Annotated in this window: 13 protein-coding genes and 1 tRNA gene; 5 read left to right on the forward strand and 9 right to left on the reverse strand. The window is 71.1% G+C overall.

The annotated features are described in order from the left end of the window. Position 1: 1 nt before the first annotated feature. Positions 2–73, reverse strand: a tRNA-Arg gene (locus KME77_RS09305). Between the two features lie 116 nt (positions 74–189). On the opposite strand from KME77_RS09305, the gene KME77_RS09310 reads away from it, so the two are divergent. Continuing rightward, positions 190–579, forward strand: coding sequence for a response regulator transcription factor (locus tag KME77_RS09310; protein WP_219463986.1), 390 nt, complete (start codon positions 190–192; stop codon positions 577–579). Positions 580–614: 35 nt separating this feature from the next. Here KME77_RS09310 and KME77_RS29785 read toward each other — a convergent pair whose 3' ends face one another. Continuing rightward, on the reverse strand, positions 615–3,350 hold the full coding sequence (locus tag KME77_RS29785; protein WP_308250628.1) for an ATP-binding protein: 2,736 nt from the start codon (positions 3,348–3,350) through the stop codon (positions 615–617). A gap of 102 nt (positions 3,351–3,452) precedes the next feature. Between KME77_RS29785 and KME77_RS09320 the strand changes: the two genes are divergently transcribed. Together KME77_RS09320 and KME77_RS09325 are read left to right on the forward strand one after the other, a co-directional pair. Then, positions 3,453–4,070: a LysE family translocator gene (locus KME77_RS09320; protein WP_219463990.1), complete on the forward strand. Its 618-nt coding sequence runs from the start codon at positions 3,453–3,455 to the stop codon at positions 4,068–4,070. Positions 4,071–4,074: 4 nt separating this feature from the next. After that, a complete protein-coding gene (locus KME77_RS09325; RefSeq protein ID WP_219463992.1) occupies positions 4,075–4,620 on the forward strand; it encodes a TetR/AcrR family transcriptional regulator in 546 nt (181 codons plus the stop codon). Positions 4,621–4,694: 74 nt separating this feature from the next. Here KME77_RS09325 and KME77_RS09330 read toward each other — a convergent pair whose 3' ends face one another. The 3 genes from KME77_RS09330 to KME77_RS09340 are packed head-to-tail and all read right to left on the reverse strand — an operon-like array spanning position 4,695 to position 7,353. Continuing rightward, entirely contained in the window at positions 4,695–5,891 is a 1,197-nt protein-coding gene (locus KME77_RS09330; RefSeq protein WP_219463998.1) for a hypothetical protein, read from the reverse strand. Between the two features lie 42 nt (positions 5,892–5,933). Then, positions 5,934–6,314: a RidA family protein gene (locus KME77_RS09335; protein ID WP_219464007.1), complete on the reverse strand. Its 381-nt coding sequence runs from the start codon at positions 6,312–6,314 to the stop codon at positions 5,934–5,936. Positions 6,315–6,327: 13 nt separating this feature from the next. Further along, positions 6,328–7,353: an alanine racemase gene (locus KME77_RS09340; protein WP_219464009.1), complete on the reverse strand. Its 1,026-nt coding sequence runs from the start codon at positions 7,351–7,353 to the stop codon at positions 6,328–6,330. Here KME77_RS09340 and KME77_RS09345 point away from each other — a divergent pair. After that, positions 7,342–7,563, forward strand: a complete 222-nt coding sequence (locus tag KME77_RS09345; protein ID WP_219464011.1) for a hypothetical protein — start codon at positions 7,342–7,344, stop codon at positions 7,561–7,563. The two genes, KME77_RS09340 and KME77_RS09345, sit on opposite strands and share 12 nt — an antisense overlap. Before the next feature lie 147 nt (positions 7,564–7,710). On the opposite strand, the gene cyaB is transcribed toward KME77_RS09345, so the two are convergent. From cyaB to KME77_RS09365, 4 genes are all read right to left on the reverse strand, one after another. Continuing rightward, the gene (gene cyaB, locus KME77_RS09350; protein WP_219464012.1) at positions 7,711–8,274 is read right to left on the reverse strand and encodes a class IV adenylate cyclase; all 564 of its coding nucleotides are present in this window, start codon (positions 8,272–8,274) and stop codon (positions 7,711–7,713) included. Positions 8,275–8,281: 7 nt separating this feature from the next. Continuing rightward, positions 8,282–9,910, reverse strand: a complete 1,629-nt coding sequence (locus KME77_RS09355; RefSeq protein WP_219464013.1) for an N-acyl-D-amino-acid deacylase family protein — start codon at positions 9,908–9,910, stop codon at positions 8,282–8,284. 313 nt (positions 9,911–10,223) lie between these two features. Continuing rightward, on the reverse strand, positions 10,224–13,445 hold the full coding sequence (locus KME77_RS09360) for a DUF4153 domain-containing protein (RefSeq protein ID WP_219464015.1): 3,222 nt from the start codon (positions 13,443–13,445) through the stop codon (positions 10,224–10,226). After that, the gene (locus tag KME77_RS09365) at positions 13,442–14,125 is read right to left on the reverse strand and encodes a response regulator transcription factor (RefSeq protein WP_308250629.1); all 684 of its coding nucleotides are present in this window, start codon (positions 14,123–14,125) and stop codon (positions 13,442–13,444) included. The genes KME77_RS09360 and KME77_RS09365 overlap by 4 nt, the downstream gene beginning before the upstream one ends. 121 nt (positions 14,126–14,246) lie before the next feature. Between KME77_RS09365 and KME77_RS29170 the strand changes: the two genes are divergently transcribed. Then, positions 14,247–14,457 (forward strand): arylamine N-acetyltransferase (locus KME77_RS29170; RefSeq protein ID WP_308250630.1); only part of this gene is annotated, 211 nt, incomplete at its 3' end.

The raw sequence follows: 14,457 nt of genomic DNA on the forward strand, positions 1-14,457 counted from the left end.
GTGCCCCCTGTAGGATTCGAACCTACGCACCCGGCTCCGGAGGCCGGTGCTCTATCCCCTGAGCTAAGGGGGCTCGACGCGTCACAAGGCTACCAGTAACACCCCACCACTCTGCACCACGATAAAGGTCCAGCCACACATCACACGAAAACCGCACGTGACCGCGGCACTACAGGTAGCTTTGCCGCCGTGGGTGAGGTTCTTGGCAGAGTACTTGTCGTGGACGATGACGAGGTCATCCGTCAGCTGATCGCGGTCAACCTGAGCCTTGAGGGCTTCGAGGTCGCTACCGCCACCGATGGGCAGGATTGTCTGGATCGTGTGCTCGACGTCATGCCCGATGTCATCACCCTTGATGTGATGATGCCGTGTCTGGACGGGTGGGTGACGGCGCAGCGGTTGCGGACCGAGGAGGCGACGCGCCACATCAAGGTGGTGTTGATCACGGCTCGGGCGCAGGACGACGACAAGCGGCGGGGGAAGGGCATCGGGGTGGATGCCTATCTGACCAAGCCGTTTGATCCGGCGGAGCTTATTCAGGTGGTTCGGGATCTCGCGTCGGGTGCGAGGACGAGCTGAGCCAGGGTTGAGGTCGGTGGGCGGCGGCTGGGGGGTCAGAGGAGGCCTCGGTCGCGGCCGGCTGCCGCTGCCTGGGTGCGGGTGGCGACCTCGAGTTTGCCCAGGATGTTGGATACGTGGACGCTCACCGTCTTCTGGGCGATGAACAGGCGTTCGGCGATCTCCCGGTTGGTCAGGCCCTCGGCCACCAGCTTCAGTACTTCGAGTTCCCGTGCGGTCAGGCCGCCGTCGCCGTGGCTGGCGGCGAAGCGGGCTCGGCGGCCGAACTCATCCAGAGCAGTCTCCAAGGGCACAGCTCGGAGCTTTTGTGCCGCGGAGCGGGCGAGGTCCCATTCGTACTGCGCCCCCGTACGGTCGCCGGCCGCCAGGAGGGCTTCCGCGAGGCGCCAGCGGGCGCGGGCGACCTCGTAGACGAAGCCGAAGTCGAAGGCCGCCACCACCTGGCGCCACAGGTCGACGTCGAGCCGGCCGTGGGCGCGGTGCCATTCGGCTTCCACGCGCAGGGCCCAGGCCTGGCCTTCGGGGCCCATGGGGCCGCGTTCGCCCATGGGGCCTGATTCGACGGCGAAGCGGGCGAGGTGGCGCAGGTCGTCGGCGCCGTCCGCCCGGCCGAGGTCGGCGAGTGCCCACAGGCCGACGGCGACGACGCGGAGGGCGCCGGGGTCGCCCGGGTCGAGGGAGTCGAGGGCGGCGCGTACGTGTTCGAGGGCGGTGGCCGGGTCGCCGCGCCAGAGGGCGTGTTCGGCGGCCTGGCCGCGGGACATGTACACCACGAGCAGGTCTGACCAGAAGATGCGCAGCCAGTTCAGCCGGTCGTCGACCGCGGGCGCCCCGCGGGCCACCTCGATGAACAGCGCGAACGACGACAGGGTCGCCTCCGGCAGCGTGCCCACGCGGGCGCCGAAGCCGGCGGCCATGGACTCGGCCTCGTCCCATTCGCCGGCCACGTAGTGGATCAGGAAGCGGAGGAAGCGCAGGTCGGTGCCGTAGGTGCTCCACTTCAGCCCGGCGTCGATCGCGATCCGGATGCCTTCGTCGGCCATTTCGGCGGCTTCGGCCAGTAAGCCTTGTTCGTAGTGGATGCGGCCGTGGTGGAAGCGGGCGCGCAGGTCCATGGCCAGCTGGCCGGAGCCTTCGGCGGTGGCGCTCTCGACGAGGGAGTGGGCTTTGTCCATGTCGCCCTCGTGCTCGGCGTGTATCGCGAGGATGAGCAGGGCGCCCACCTCGGCGTCGCGGGCGCCGCACGCTCGGGCGGTCTCGATGGCACGGCGGGCGATGACAGGGGCTTCGGTGTGGCGGGTGCTCCAGGTGATCGTGCGGGCGAGTGTGGACAGGGCCCGGGCGAGCGTGGCCTGGTCGTCGGCGGCCTCGACGGCGCGTTCGGCGGCGGCGACGGCGCGGGGCTGGTCGTCGAGCTCGATGAGGTAGTACGCGAGCCGCTCGCTGACCTCGGAGGTCGGCGGCATGGCGCGGAGCTGCTGGACGGCGCGGTGGTTGTCGCCGCTGTCAGCGGCCATGACGGCGCTGCGGAACGCCAGCGCGGCCCGGCCCTCGCCCGCCAGCGTCTCGGCCTCGGCGACTCGATCCCACAGGCCGAGCGCGCGGTCGTAGTGGCGGTGGGCCTCAGCGGGCGCGCCGAGCCGCTCGGCCAGGCGACCGGCCTCGGCGGAGGCGCGCAGGGCGCCGGCGAGGTCGTGACCGGCCAGGTAGTGGTGGGCCAGCTCGGCGGGCGAGGTGAGCAGGCTCGCGAACGCGGCGTGCAGCCTCGTGCGCTCCCCCGGCAGCAGGTCGGTGTAGACGGCCTCCTGCAGCAGGGCGTGGCGGAACGTGTAACCGTAGCCGTCGACCCTGAGCAGCCCGCGCGAGACGATCTCGCGTACGGCCTCCTCGAAGTCGGTGAGCGGAAGGCCCGAGACCTCGCGCAGCAGCTCGTCCTCGACGCGGCGGCCGGCGACGGCGGCGGCGCGCAGCACCCGCTGGCCCGGCTCCGACAGCACCTCGACGCGGGACATCAGCAGGCTGGCCAGGCCGTCGGGCAGGCTGTCGCCCTCGGCCAGGGCGGCGAACAGCTCTTCGGCGTAGAACGGGTTCCCGTCGGCGCGCGTGACGATCACGCCGAGCTCCTGGGCGTCGAGGGCGCCGAGAGTGGCGACATAGTCTGACATCTCGCCGGAGTCGAGAGGGCCCAGCTCCACGTGCGTGACGCTGGGCAGCCGCTTCAGCTCGGCCAGTACAGAGCGCAGCGGATGGCGGCGATGCAGGTCGTCCGTCCGGTACGTGCCCACGACGCAAACGCGCTCGGTCTGGACCATTCGGCTCAGGAACACCAGCAGATCGCGGGTCGAACGGTCGGCCCAGTGCAGATCCTCGATCACGAACAGCACCGGCTGCACCTCGTTGAGCAGCCCCAGCAGCGACCCGAACAACCGCTGTTGCGTCAGCCCCGCCGACGGCGCGCTCTCCATGCCGGGCAGGAGCTGGCCGAGCAGCGGGTGGGCGGTGGCGGCCTCGCGGATGGCCGGCTCGGCGCCGCGCAACGCGTCGGCGAGCGGAAGGTAGGGCAAGGTGTCGCCCAGCTCGGCACACTGCCCGACCAGCACGTTGAAGCCGCTCGAGCGCGCCTCGGCGACCAGCTCGGCCACCAGGCGGGTCTTGCCGATGCCCGCGTCGCCGCCGACCAGCGACACCCCGGCGGTGCCCTCGGCGGCGGATTCGAGCACGCGCGCGAGTCTTGCCAGCTCAGCAGCGCGCCCGACGAGGAGACCGTTCACGGCAGCAACTATGCCACGTGCCGCCGACATTCCGATTGGTCCATGAAGCTGGATGCCTATTGGTTCTTATCGACGTACCAATGCGTCTTTATGGTGATGGTCATGATTACTTGGTCGACTTTCCTGCTCTTCCTGAGCGCATCCCTGGCGTTGGTCCTCATTCCTGGACCGAACCACCTCTACATCACCGCCCGCGGCCTGGCTCAGGGCAGGGCGGCGGCGCTGGCCAGCGCGTTCGGGGTGGAGGCCGGCACGCTGGTGCACATCACGGCCGCCGCGGCGGGGCTGTCGTACGTGATCACCCGGTCGGCGACGCTGTTCGCGATCGTCAAGTGGGCTGGTGTCGCCTATCTCGTCTATTTAGGGATACGAGCGTTCATGGGCAAGGAGGAAGCCGGGGCGCGGGCGCTGCCGCCGCAGCCGCTGCGCAAGGTGTTCCTCGAAGGCGTCGTGGTGAACGTGCTGAACCCCAAGGTGACGCTGTTCTTCCTGGCGTTCCTGCCGCAGTTCGTGCAGCCGTCGGCGGGGCCGCCCGCGCTCCAGATCGTGCTGCTCGGCGTGACTCTGCTGGTCATGGGGCTGGTGTCGGACGTGGTGTACGCGCTCACGGCGGGCGCGCTGGGGGGACGGCTGGCTCGGCGGGCCAGGGCGCTGCGGCACATCAGCGGGGTGGTGTATCTGGGGCTGGGAGTGATCACGGCGTTCGCCGGGAGAAAATGAGCACATGGCGCCGAGGAAACAACGGGAAATCTTCGACGCGACGCTGCGACTGGTCGCGGAGAAGGGGTATGACGGGCTGACCGTCGAGGGGGTGGCCGAGCGTTCCGGGGTGAACAAGACGACGATCTACCGGTGGTGGCCGTCCAAGGCCGCGCTGCTGGGGGCGGCGCTGGTGGAGGCGGAGCTGCTGGAGTTCGAGCCGCCGGACACGGGGAGTCTGCGGGGTGATCTGGTGGCGCTCGTGGAAGGGATCGTGCGGCTGCTCACGGAGCCTCCGGCCAGGGAGATCGCGGTGGCCGCGCTGGGGGCCGCCGTGCGGCATCCCGAGCTGGACGGGCGGAGGTTCTTCGCCGACCGGTTCGCGCGGGAGCGGCAGATCTTCGAGCGGGCGGTCCGGCGGGGGGAGCTCAAGCGATCGGTGGATCCGATGCTCGTGGTGGATCTGCTGGCGGGGGCGGTGTGGATCAGGGCAGTGTTCCGGGGGGCGCCGCTGCCGGACGACTTCGCGAACCAGACGGTTTCGGCTGTGCTGGGTGGAGTGACCGCTTAGCGGCACGTACTTGCTGAAAGCGCCCTCGGGCCACCCAGACGACCCCACGGCCGCTCAGAGGATCCCAGGGCCGTTCAGAGAGCCTCGGACAGGGCGGCGGGGATGCGGTCCAGGACCGGGTACTGCATCAGCCCATAAGCGTAGAAGTCCACCGCCAGCGCCCCCGCCGCCTTGGCGCCGCGCGCCTTTGCGACGAGCCGGTCCGTCGAGTCGCTGTCGGGGTAGCCGGGCCGCAGCACCGCCCGCACCTCGCGGTCCTTGCCCACCGACCGCAGGTACGCGCCCACGTCGTCGGCCACTCTCGCGGCGTCCCGCGCGTACGCGAGCACCCCGAACGCGGGCACGAGGTCGCCCAGCGCCACCAGGTCCACCCCGAGCTGCCAGGCGTCATGTGCGGCGAGGCCGGGTGACGGGAGCCCGTCCGTGTAGCCCTTGACGGCGCCGGTCGAGTCGATGAACACCAGCTTGGAGCCCTCGTCCGCCACCGCCGAGGCCACCTCGGAGACCAGCGTGGTGACGGTCTCGGAGCGGGCGCGGGCGTAGGCGACGACCTCCGGACCGGCGTACGCGGTGAGCGCGGCCCTGGTCACCTCGCCCTGGGCCGGCGGGTCGCCGTCGAACACGCCGCCCACGATCCTGGCGCACTCGTCACGCGCGACCTCGGCGTTGACCCCCAGATCGGTCGCTCTCCGCATGCAGTAGTCGCAGAAGCACAGGCCGAACAAATAGGCGTCCATCGGGCCGAGCGGTACGAAGGAGCGCTGCGGCTTGAGCGGCCTGAAGTGCAGTGACTCGGCCACGACGCTGTCGACGCCGAGCCGGGCGACCGCTCGTGCCAGCGCCACCGCGTACTCCCGCACATCCGGATGAGCCGGGCACAGGTCGGTGAGGGAGCCGCGGTCGCCGAAGCAGTCGCGTACGGTCACGTCCGGATGCTGGGTGCCGATCGTGGCGTTGCGCAGGAAGACCGTCCATCCGTGGAGCTTCAGCCCTCTTTGCGAACAGGCTTCGCGGACACCGTCCAAAGCGTTCTGATACCCGGCCGTCGGCCTGAGCCGCAATCCGGAGAACAGGTCCGCGGGCGGGACGAAATGGGCGCCGTCGTGGCGGAGCGTGAGCCGGGACAGACCGTGCGGGGTGACGTCACGGGAGGCGTGGTGCACGGCGCCCACGGTGACGCCCGCCACGCCGTACCCGCTGATCCTGTCGAGCACCCGCTCGACGCCTTCGCCGCGCAGATCCTCGACGAAGACGTACACCGAACTGTCCACAGCCTCGACCTTAACCGTCCTCCAGCCCGGCCCTACGCGCTCTTACGCACTCTTGTGCGCGACGAAGTCGATCTCGACAAGAATGTCCAGCAAGTCCGATCCGACAGTGGTGCGAACCGGGAACGGCCGGCTGAAATACGACTTGTAGACCTCGTTGTACGCGGCGAAGTCGCGCTTGACGTGCTGCAGGTGCACCGTGGCCTTGATCACGTCGTCGAAGCCGAGCCCGTGCGCGGCCAGGATGGCGCCGAGGTTGCGCATGACCTGGTGGGTCTGGGCGGCCACGTCGTCGCCGACGACCTCGCCGGTCTCCGGGTGCAGCGGCCCCATGCCCGAGGTGTAGACGAAGTCGCCCACGACCAGGCCCTGGGAGTACGCGCCGACGGGGGCCGCGCCTTCGGTGGTCCTCAGTTCCTTCTTCACAAAGCTCTCCTGATCAGGTGAAACGCGTGCTTATCCGGCCCACGAGACGATAGTCGCGATCGACCACCGGCATCGTCCGCCACTTGTCGAACGCCGTGCACGGGTGCGAGATGCCGAACGCCAGCAGGTCACCCGGCTTGAGCCCGTCGGCGCGGACGATCGTGTGCTGGTCCTTCATCTGCACGACCGTGACGCCGCCGCGTCTGGGGATGGGCAGGCCCTCGTCGTACGAGGCGTCGCGCTTGCCCAGGCCGACGATGGCCAGGCCGGGCTCGGGCGTGGACAGGACGTGCGCCCACACCTCCAGGGCCGGGCGAAGCTCGCCGGGGATGCGGTTGAACGGGGTGTGCTCGCGGTAGAAGCCGTCGTCGTGGCTGACGTACGCGCCGCTGCGCAGCACGATCCTGGCCTGGGAGGCGACGAGTTCGCGGCCGATGATGTCGAACCACTGGCTGCCGCCGACGGTCAGAATGGGATTCTTCACGCGGAGGTGCTCGACGGCTTCCTCCAGTCTGCGGAGGTATTTCCGGACATCGGAGGCGGACTGCAGCGCGCCCTCGTACCCGGCGACCCCGAGCAGCTCGACGCCGTCGGTGCGCTGGACGTGCGCGACGACCTCCAGGAACTGCTCCAGCGTGCGGCATCCGGCCCGGCCGCCCTCGTGGCCCAGCTCGACCAGGACGCCGAACGGCCTGCTCTGAGCGTGTTTGGCCAGGATGTCGACACTTGCGATGGAGTCGGCGAAGACGAGCAGGTCGAAGCCGGGGTCGTCGGCCAGCTCCTGCGCCGCCCAGCGCAGGCCGGCGGGGTCCACGAGCTGGTTGGCCACCATGATCCTGGACGCGCCGAACTCGCGGACGGCCATGGCCTGGCTGGACGTCGCGACGGTCAGCCCCCAGGCGCCCGCTTCGAGCTGCATCGCGGCGATCTCAGGGGACATGTGGGTTTTCGCGTGGGGGGCGAGTTCCATGCCGTGATCGCGGGCGAACGTGGCCATGGTGGCGATGTTGTGCTCGAGCGCGTCTCTGTGCACCACCATGAGTGGGAGAGGCAGCTCTCCAGCGAAGATGGATCCGCCGGGCGGCTCTCCGCTCACAAGCTGTTCGCCGCCCAACTGCTCGCCGCCCGGTACGCGCTCGCCGCCCCCGAGCCGCTCGCCGCCCCCGGCCTGCGTGGATGCTCCGGCGTCGATCGGCTCTCCGTCGGTTTCGTGGATTTCCCGCACAACACCCCCTTTGTCCGCGTCTGACCCTATCTCAATGATCTTCTTTTACGGCCGGCATGGGCCGGCCCCACCCAACGTACGGGGCGGGCCTCCCTCCAGGGGCACGCTCCTCCGGTTCGCGGGGCTTGGCGCCGTTACGTGCGCATCCTTGACCACGGCCGCCCTGAGCGCTCAGCCCGCGCGACTCCGCGCCACGGCCTCGGTGTACAGCTCTGTCGTGAGGTCGTGTTCCTCGATCCCCAGGCTGAACATCTCCGCTCGGATCACCTCTAATGCGCCCGCCAGATCGGCCGCGTCGTCGACCAGGGTCTCGATCTCCAGCCACGTACCGTCCAGCTCGGGAACCGTGACGAGGCTGGCCAGCAGGCGACGGCCGGACGTCCGGTAGCTCCAGTTCGTACAGTGCTTCTCGTACGAGATGACCGGCTCGTAGCCGAGCGCGCGCAGGATGGTGTCCAACGCCTTGGGGTCGGCGGCCTCCGTCTCGGTCTCCGGCTTCGAGCGGGTGGGCTGGTGGATGGCGGGCGCCTTGTACGTGAGGATCGTGCGGATCTGCCGCGCCGTGGTCACCGTACGGACGCGCAGCTCGCGGTCGGAGGAGGTGAGCGGGCGCGCCGGAGAGTCGTAGTACGTGTCGGCGTAGCGGCATTCCTCCGGCATCGCCCGTTCGCGCAGGGCTTGGCGTACCTTCACCGGATCGTGAACGCGGGCCTTGAGCTCGGCTTCTATCGGCATGCTGCTCCTAACGCGGGCGGATGGCCCGTCCTGGGGTCCTGCCGGTGAGGGCGCCGTCCGCCAGAACTCGTACGCCCGACACGAACACGTCGTCCACCCCGATCGACGGAGCGCGGGGGCTCTCGTACGTGGCGCGGTCCGCCACCGTCGCCGGATCGAGCAGGACGACGTCCGCCACACAACCGCGGCGCAGCAGGCCACGGTCCGGCAGCCCGAAGCGGCGGGCGGGATGCGACGCCAGGTGCACCATCGCCTGCCCCCAGGTCCAGTCGCCGAGCTCACGCACGTGGCGGCCGAGGAACCGGGCGAACGCCCCGAATCCGCGCGGATGCGGATGGCCACCCACATAGATGCCGTCCGAGCCACCGATGTGCGAGGGGTGGCGGAGGACACGGCGGACCGATTCCTCCCCCTCTGGACCCTCGTCGGGGCGGGCCGTCACACAGCCCGCCTCCAGCCGGGTCTCGATGAGCAGGCGGCGGCAGAACTCGTGCGGCGCCACCCCCGCCCGCCCGGCCGCCTCCACCAGCCCCAGGCCCTCCGCCCACTCCAGGCCGGGGGCGTGCGAGATCGTCAACCGCGGCCAGGTCTGCTCCAGGCTCGGCCACCAGGCGTCCAGCTCGTTCGTGCGCAGCAGCTCCACGGCGCGCTCCGGCTCCGCGCCGGGGACCTCGGGCGGGAGCACGACCATGGCGAGGATCGTGTTGCCGCGCAGGTAGGGATAGGTGTCGTAGGTCAGGTCCACGCCGCCGGCCAGCGCGCGCTCCACCAGCGGGAGGAGCGTGTCGGCGGGACCGTGCAGGTGCGAGACGTGCACCGCCGCGCCCGAACGCTGGGCGATCTCGACGACCTCGGACATTCCGACCCCGGCTTGTTCGCCGTACGCGCGCATGTGGGTGACGTACGGGAGGCCCGCGAGGGGGGTGCAGAGGGCGGCCAGTTCCTCGGCGGTGGCGTAGCGGCCGGGCAGGTACTCCAGGCCGCTCGACAGGCCCACCGCGCCGTCCGCCAGGCCGCGCTCGACGTGGGCCAGCATGCGGGACAGGTCGTCCGGTGATGGTTTGTCGGGTGAGGGGCCCATGACGTCGTAGCGGATGGTGCCGTGCGGGAGGAGGTAGGCGGTGTTGAGCGCCACGGAACGGTCGTAGGCGGCGAGCAGCTCCGCCACGGTGAGCGGCCCCTGAGGGTGGGGGGCGGGCTCGGCGGCGAGCAGCCCCGAGGGGTGGGCGGTGTGCTCGGCTCGCGAGGGCGGGGCGTGGTGGTCGTGGGGGTGATGGTGGGTGGGAAGGGGGCCGTTGACGGCGGCGAAGTAGCGGGAGGCGTAGGCGACGGTCTCGGCGGAGCCTGGGGCGAAGGACAGACCGTCCTGGCCCAGGACGAAGGTGGTCACGCCCTGGCGTAGCGCCGCAAGCTGTACGGCGGGGTCGAAGACGATCGCGTCGCCGTGGGCGTGGCAGTCGATGAAGCCGGGGGCGACGAACCGGCCCTGGGCGTCCACCACGGAGGCGGCCTCGGCGCCGTCGAGGTGGCCGATCGCGGTGATCCGGTCGCCGGTGATCGCCACGTCGGCCCGGTACGGCGGCGCGCCGGTCCCGTCGAGGACGTGTCCGGCGCTGATGATCACATCGAAAGCCACTCAAGGATTAAACCCGATCCGGTCCGCCACACGCCCGGCCGGTCCGGTCGCCAGCCGCCGACGTCAGTGACCGGCCTCGGAGAGGGGAGGCAGCCGGGCGCGGTGAGCGGACACACGCCCGGCCGATCCGGTCACCGGCCACCGACGCGAGTGACCGTTCCCAGGGAGGGGAGCCGGCCGGGCGCGGTGAGCGGAGGAAGCGGGGTGGATGTGGTGAGCGGGAAGGTGGCCGGCAGGGCTGGCGGTGGGCGTCGCGTGAAGGTGGTCGGTGGGCGGCTGGGGTGGTTCGGGTCAGGCAGCCGCCCACCGCCCGTCAGTCAGAGCGGTCCACCGAGGCACACGTGGACGTGTCCCCCACCGGCCGCTTGGCCAGCAGTTCGCGGGCCTGTGACCGCGCCAGGTTCCACCCGTTCCACGGGTCCGGGCGGTCCAGGCCGTTGGTGGTGATCACGTCCCGCAGCACGCAGCTCCGTTGCGGCTCCGGCAGCCGGTCCAGGGCGGGGACGGCTTCGGCGCCGAGGTCGCCCAGGTAGTCGGCGTCCATCTTGAGCACGCCGCGTACCTCAAGCTGCGTCTGCGCGACCTGGAGGTCCGGGTTGACGATCGCGAACGCGCCCAGGCCCAGCCCTGTGACCAGCACGATCGTACGGGGCAGCCAGCCGGACCCACGGCCGGCCATGCGCGCCGCGCCCGCCAGCATGACGAGCGCGAACAGGGCGCCGAGCCACCACACCGTGGCCTCCACCGACAGGCGCAGGCGCGACAGTCCGTACGCGTCGGTGTAGAGGTCCATGCGGTGCAGTGCCGAGGCCAGCACGACCATGGTGAGGGCGCACAGGACGCCGAGCTGCCCGGCCAGCACCCAGCGCTCGCGTCGCTCGGTCTTGAGCAGGCCGCCCGCGACGGCGACGATGCCCAGCACGAACACGCTCACGATGACAAGCTGGAAGAACCCCTGCCTGGCGTACTCGGCGTAGGTGAGCCCGGCGGTCCTCAGCACCCAGGCGTTGCCGCCGAACAGCGTGGTGATCTGGATCGCCACGAAGGCCGCGAACAGCAGGTTCACCGCGGTGAGCGGGACGAGCCAGACGCTCTTGGTCACTCTGACCTTGACGTCGGGCCCGATCGGGTCCACCACGGGCCGCAGCGCGACCAGGACCACGGCGGCCAGCAGCACGGCGCCCATGAAGAACAGGAAGATCCGCTGCGGCACCGACTCGGCCCAGTCCGGGGTGGTCGTCAGGCGTTCCAGGTAGGACGCGAACACCGGGTCGGCCGAGGCGAACAGCAGCCCGAACACCAGCAGCAGCACCGCCGTGATGCCCAGCGCGGCGAGCGTGGGCAGGATGCGCCGCTTGGCGGTCAGCCGCTTCAGCGGTTTGCCCAGGAAGTACGGTACGGGCCCCAGCGCGAGCAGCACCGACACGCCGCCCCTGATCACGCCCAGCCAGCCGAACCCGGCACCGGACACCGCCAGCGCCAGCAGGCCGCACCCGGCCAGGAACAGGAGCCCGACCAGCCAGTCGGCGTCCCGTACCGCGGCCATGGCGACCAGCCAGTACGCGATCAGCCCGAACGCGATCGTCCACGGCGTGATCCGCCGCAGCACCGCGGGCAGCGCCGCCGCCCCCAGCACCATCGTGACCAGCACGAACCCCAGTCCCACCTGCGCGTCGGGCAGCGCCACGGCCGCGAACACGCCGGCCCCCGCGGCGGCCGGCAACAGCCAGCGCGGCGTCTCGGGCAGGTCGGGGCGCGGGAACAACGGCGGCGGGACGTAGGGAGGGGGCGGCGGCTGAGGCCCGTAGACCTGCGGACCGTGCCCCTGAAGCCCGGCGCCGTACCCCGGCCCGACGTGTCCAGCGGACCCGCCGACTTGCGTCGCACCAACGTGCGCAGTGCCGGCCTGTGACGTGCCGACGTGTGATGCGCCGGCCTGCGGGCCGGTCGCGGGTGTTCCTGCCATCTGTCCTCCCGTCCCCATCAGAACCGGCGGGTACGGCTGGCCGTTCGCGGACCCCCGCCGCCCTGTGCCCGCCCCCAGCGACACCCCGATGGCCCCGACGAGGGCCGTGGTCAGCACGAGCGTGACCAGCGCCGCCCCGTCGTTCATGGTGACGCTGACGAAGACGGCCGCGAACAGCCCGACGAGGAACCCGACCATCAGCCCGATGACACCGCCGGCGAGCATCCGCCCCAGCCGCCCGATGGACATCTGCTGCTGCGACGCCACGACCGGCGACGCCACGACCTGGGACGCCACGACCTGAACGGCGGCATGGGCCGTGGGGACGGGGTGCGTGACGGCCCCCGTCAGCACGGACGGCGGGACCTCGGCGGTGACATCGGCGGTGACATCAGCCTCAGCCGTGAGAATGACCTCCCCCACAACAGCACCCGCGGGCTCCATCACCACCTCGGGAGGCACCCTCTCGTCAGGCACCCCCGCGGTGACACCCGGCTCCTCCACTCCCCCGGCGGTCAGCGGAGCGACCAGCACGTCATCCCCCGACGCCTGCTCCCGCTCCAACGGCACACCCGCCATCGTCGTCCTCCCTGGTAATTCGACGATCATGCGGCACCCCGCGCAGTCGCCGATCCGGATCGAACCGCCGTGCAGTTCGACGATCTCCTTCACGATCGCCAGCCCCAGCCCTGACCCGCCGGAGTCGGCCGCCCGCCCGGCGTCCAGCCGGGAGAAGCGTTCGAACACCCGCCCGCGCGCCGAGGCCGGGATGCCCGGCCCCTGGTCGGTGATGGTGATGCGGACGCCGTCGCCCGACGCCTCCCCTGTCACGCCCACGGAGCCGCCCGGCGGGCTGTGCCGTACGGCGTTGTCGAGGAGGTTCGCCAGGACCTGGGCCAGCAGGTCGGGGTCGGCGCACACGACGAGGTCGGCGGGCGCGGAGGGGAGGAGCCGCACGTCCTCCCGTGCCAGCGCGGCCTCGCGCACCGCCTGTTCGAGCAGTGGTGAGAGCTCGACGGCGTCGGCCTCGATGAGGCGTACGCCGGAGTCGAGCCGGGACAGGTCGAGCAGCTGCGCGACGAGCCTGCCGAGCCGCTCAGTCTGGGCCAGCGCGGTCCGCATGGTGTCGGGGTCGGCCGTGGACACGCCGTCCACGACGTTCTCCAGCACGGCGCGCAGGCCGGTGATGGGCGTGCGGAGCTCGTGGCTGACGTTCGCGACGAGCTCGCGCCGTTGCCGGTCGACCTCGCCGAGGTCGGCGGCCATCGCGTTGAACGCCCTGGCCAGTTCGCCGACCTCGTCGCGTGAGGTGGCGTTGACGCGCAGCGTGTAGCGGCCTTTGGCGATGGTCTGAGCGGCTTTGGCCATCTGGCGCAGCGGTTTGGTCATGCCCATGGCCATGAGCTGCACCATGATCAGGGCCAGCACCAGGGCCACGGTGATCCGCACGCCGCGGGAGAGGCCGGCGTTGATGCCGACCTCGTTCACGACGAACGCGGTGCCGACGGCCAGGACGATCACCAGGCCGAGCTTGACCTTGATGCGGCCGAGGAAGTCGAGCGGCCTCATCGCCGCACCAACGCGTACCCGACGCCGTGGACGGTCCGCACGACGCCGGAGCCCAGTTTGCGGCGCAATGCCCGTACGTGGCTGTCGACGGTCCTGGTCGCGGCGGCCTCGGAGAAGCCCCACACGTCCGACAGGAGCCGGTCGCGCTCGAAGACCTGGCCGGGCCGCTCGGCGAGGCGGCGCAGCAGGTCGAACTCCGTACGGGTGAGCTGCGCCTCCGCCCCGCGCACGAACACCCTGCGGGCGGCGGTGTCGATCTCCACCTCCCCGACCCTGATCACGGTGTCCTCGGAGGCGAGCTGGACGGCCCGCTCGACCCTGCGCAGCAGGGCGTGGATCCTGGCCACCAGCTCGCGCATGCTGAACGGCTTGGCCAGGTAGTCGTCGGCGCCCACGCCGAGCCCGACGAGCACGTCGGTCTCCTCGCCGAGCGCGGTCAGCATGAGCAGCGGCACCGGCCGGGCGGCCTGCATCCTGCGGCACACCTCCAGCCCGTCGAGGCCGGGCAGGAGCCGGTCCAGGACGACCAGGTCGGGCTCCGCCCTGGCGTACTCGACCAGGGCGGTCTCCCCGTCACCGGCCACCTTGACCTCGAACCCCTCGGCCGCCAGCCGGTCGCGCACGGCCAGGGCGATCGTCAGGTCGTCCTCGACCACGAGGATGCGTCGCTGCTCTCCCACGGACGAAAGCCTAGAAGGGGGCTGTGCAGACGGCACTCCCCAATGTGTGCACAAACAGTGCAGATCGCAGCCAGTAAAAGTGGCTCTGGCCGTGCCCACCCCATCAGTGCAGACTTGGCCGGTGAACACCGCCGGATATCTGCGCCGCCTGCGACTCCCCGACCTGCTGGGCGCGCCGCCCTCGGCGGAGGGCCTGCGCCGGCTGCACGTCGCGCACATCGAGCGGGTCGCCTACGAGGTCCTGGAGATCTGGCTCGGCCGGCGGACGACGGTCGAGCCCGCCGAGTCGGCCGCGCGGATCATCGGCGGCCGCGGCGGCTACTGCTACCACC

It is taken from the genome of Nonomuraea rhizosphaerae, from assembly GCF_019396405.1.
Classification (GTDB): Bacteria; Actinomycetota; Actinomycetes; order Streptosporangiales; family Streptosporangiaceae; genus Nonomuraea; species Nonomuraea rhizosphaerae.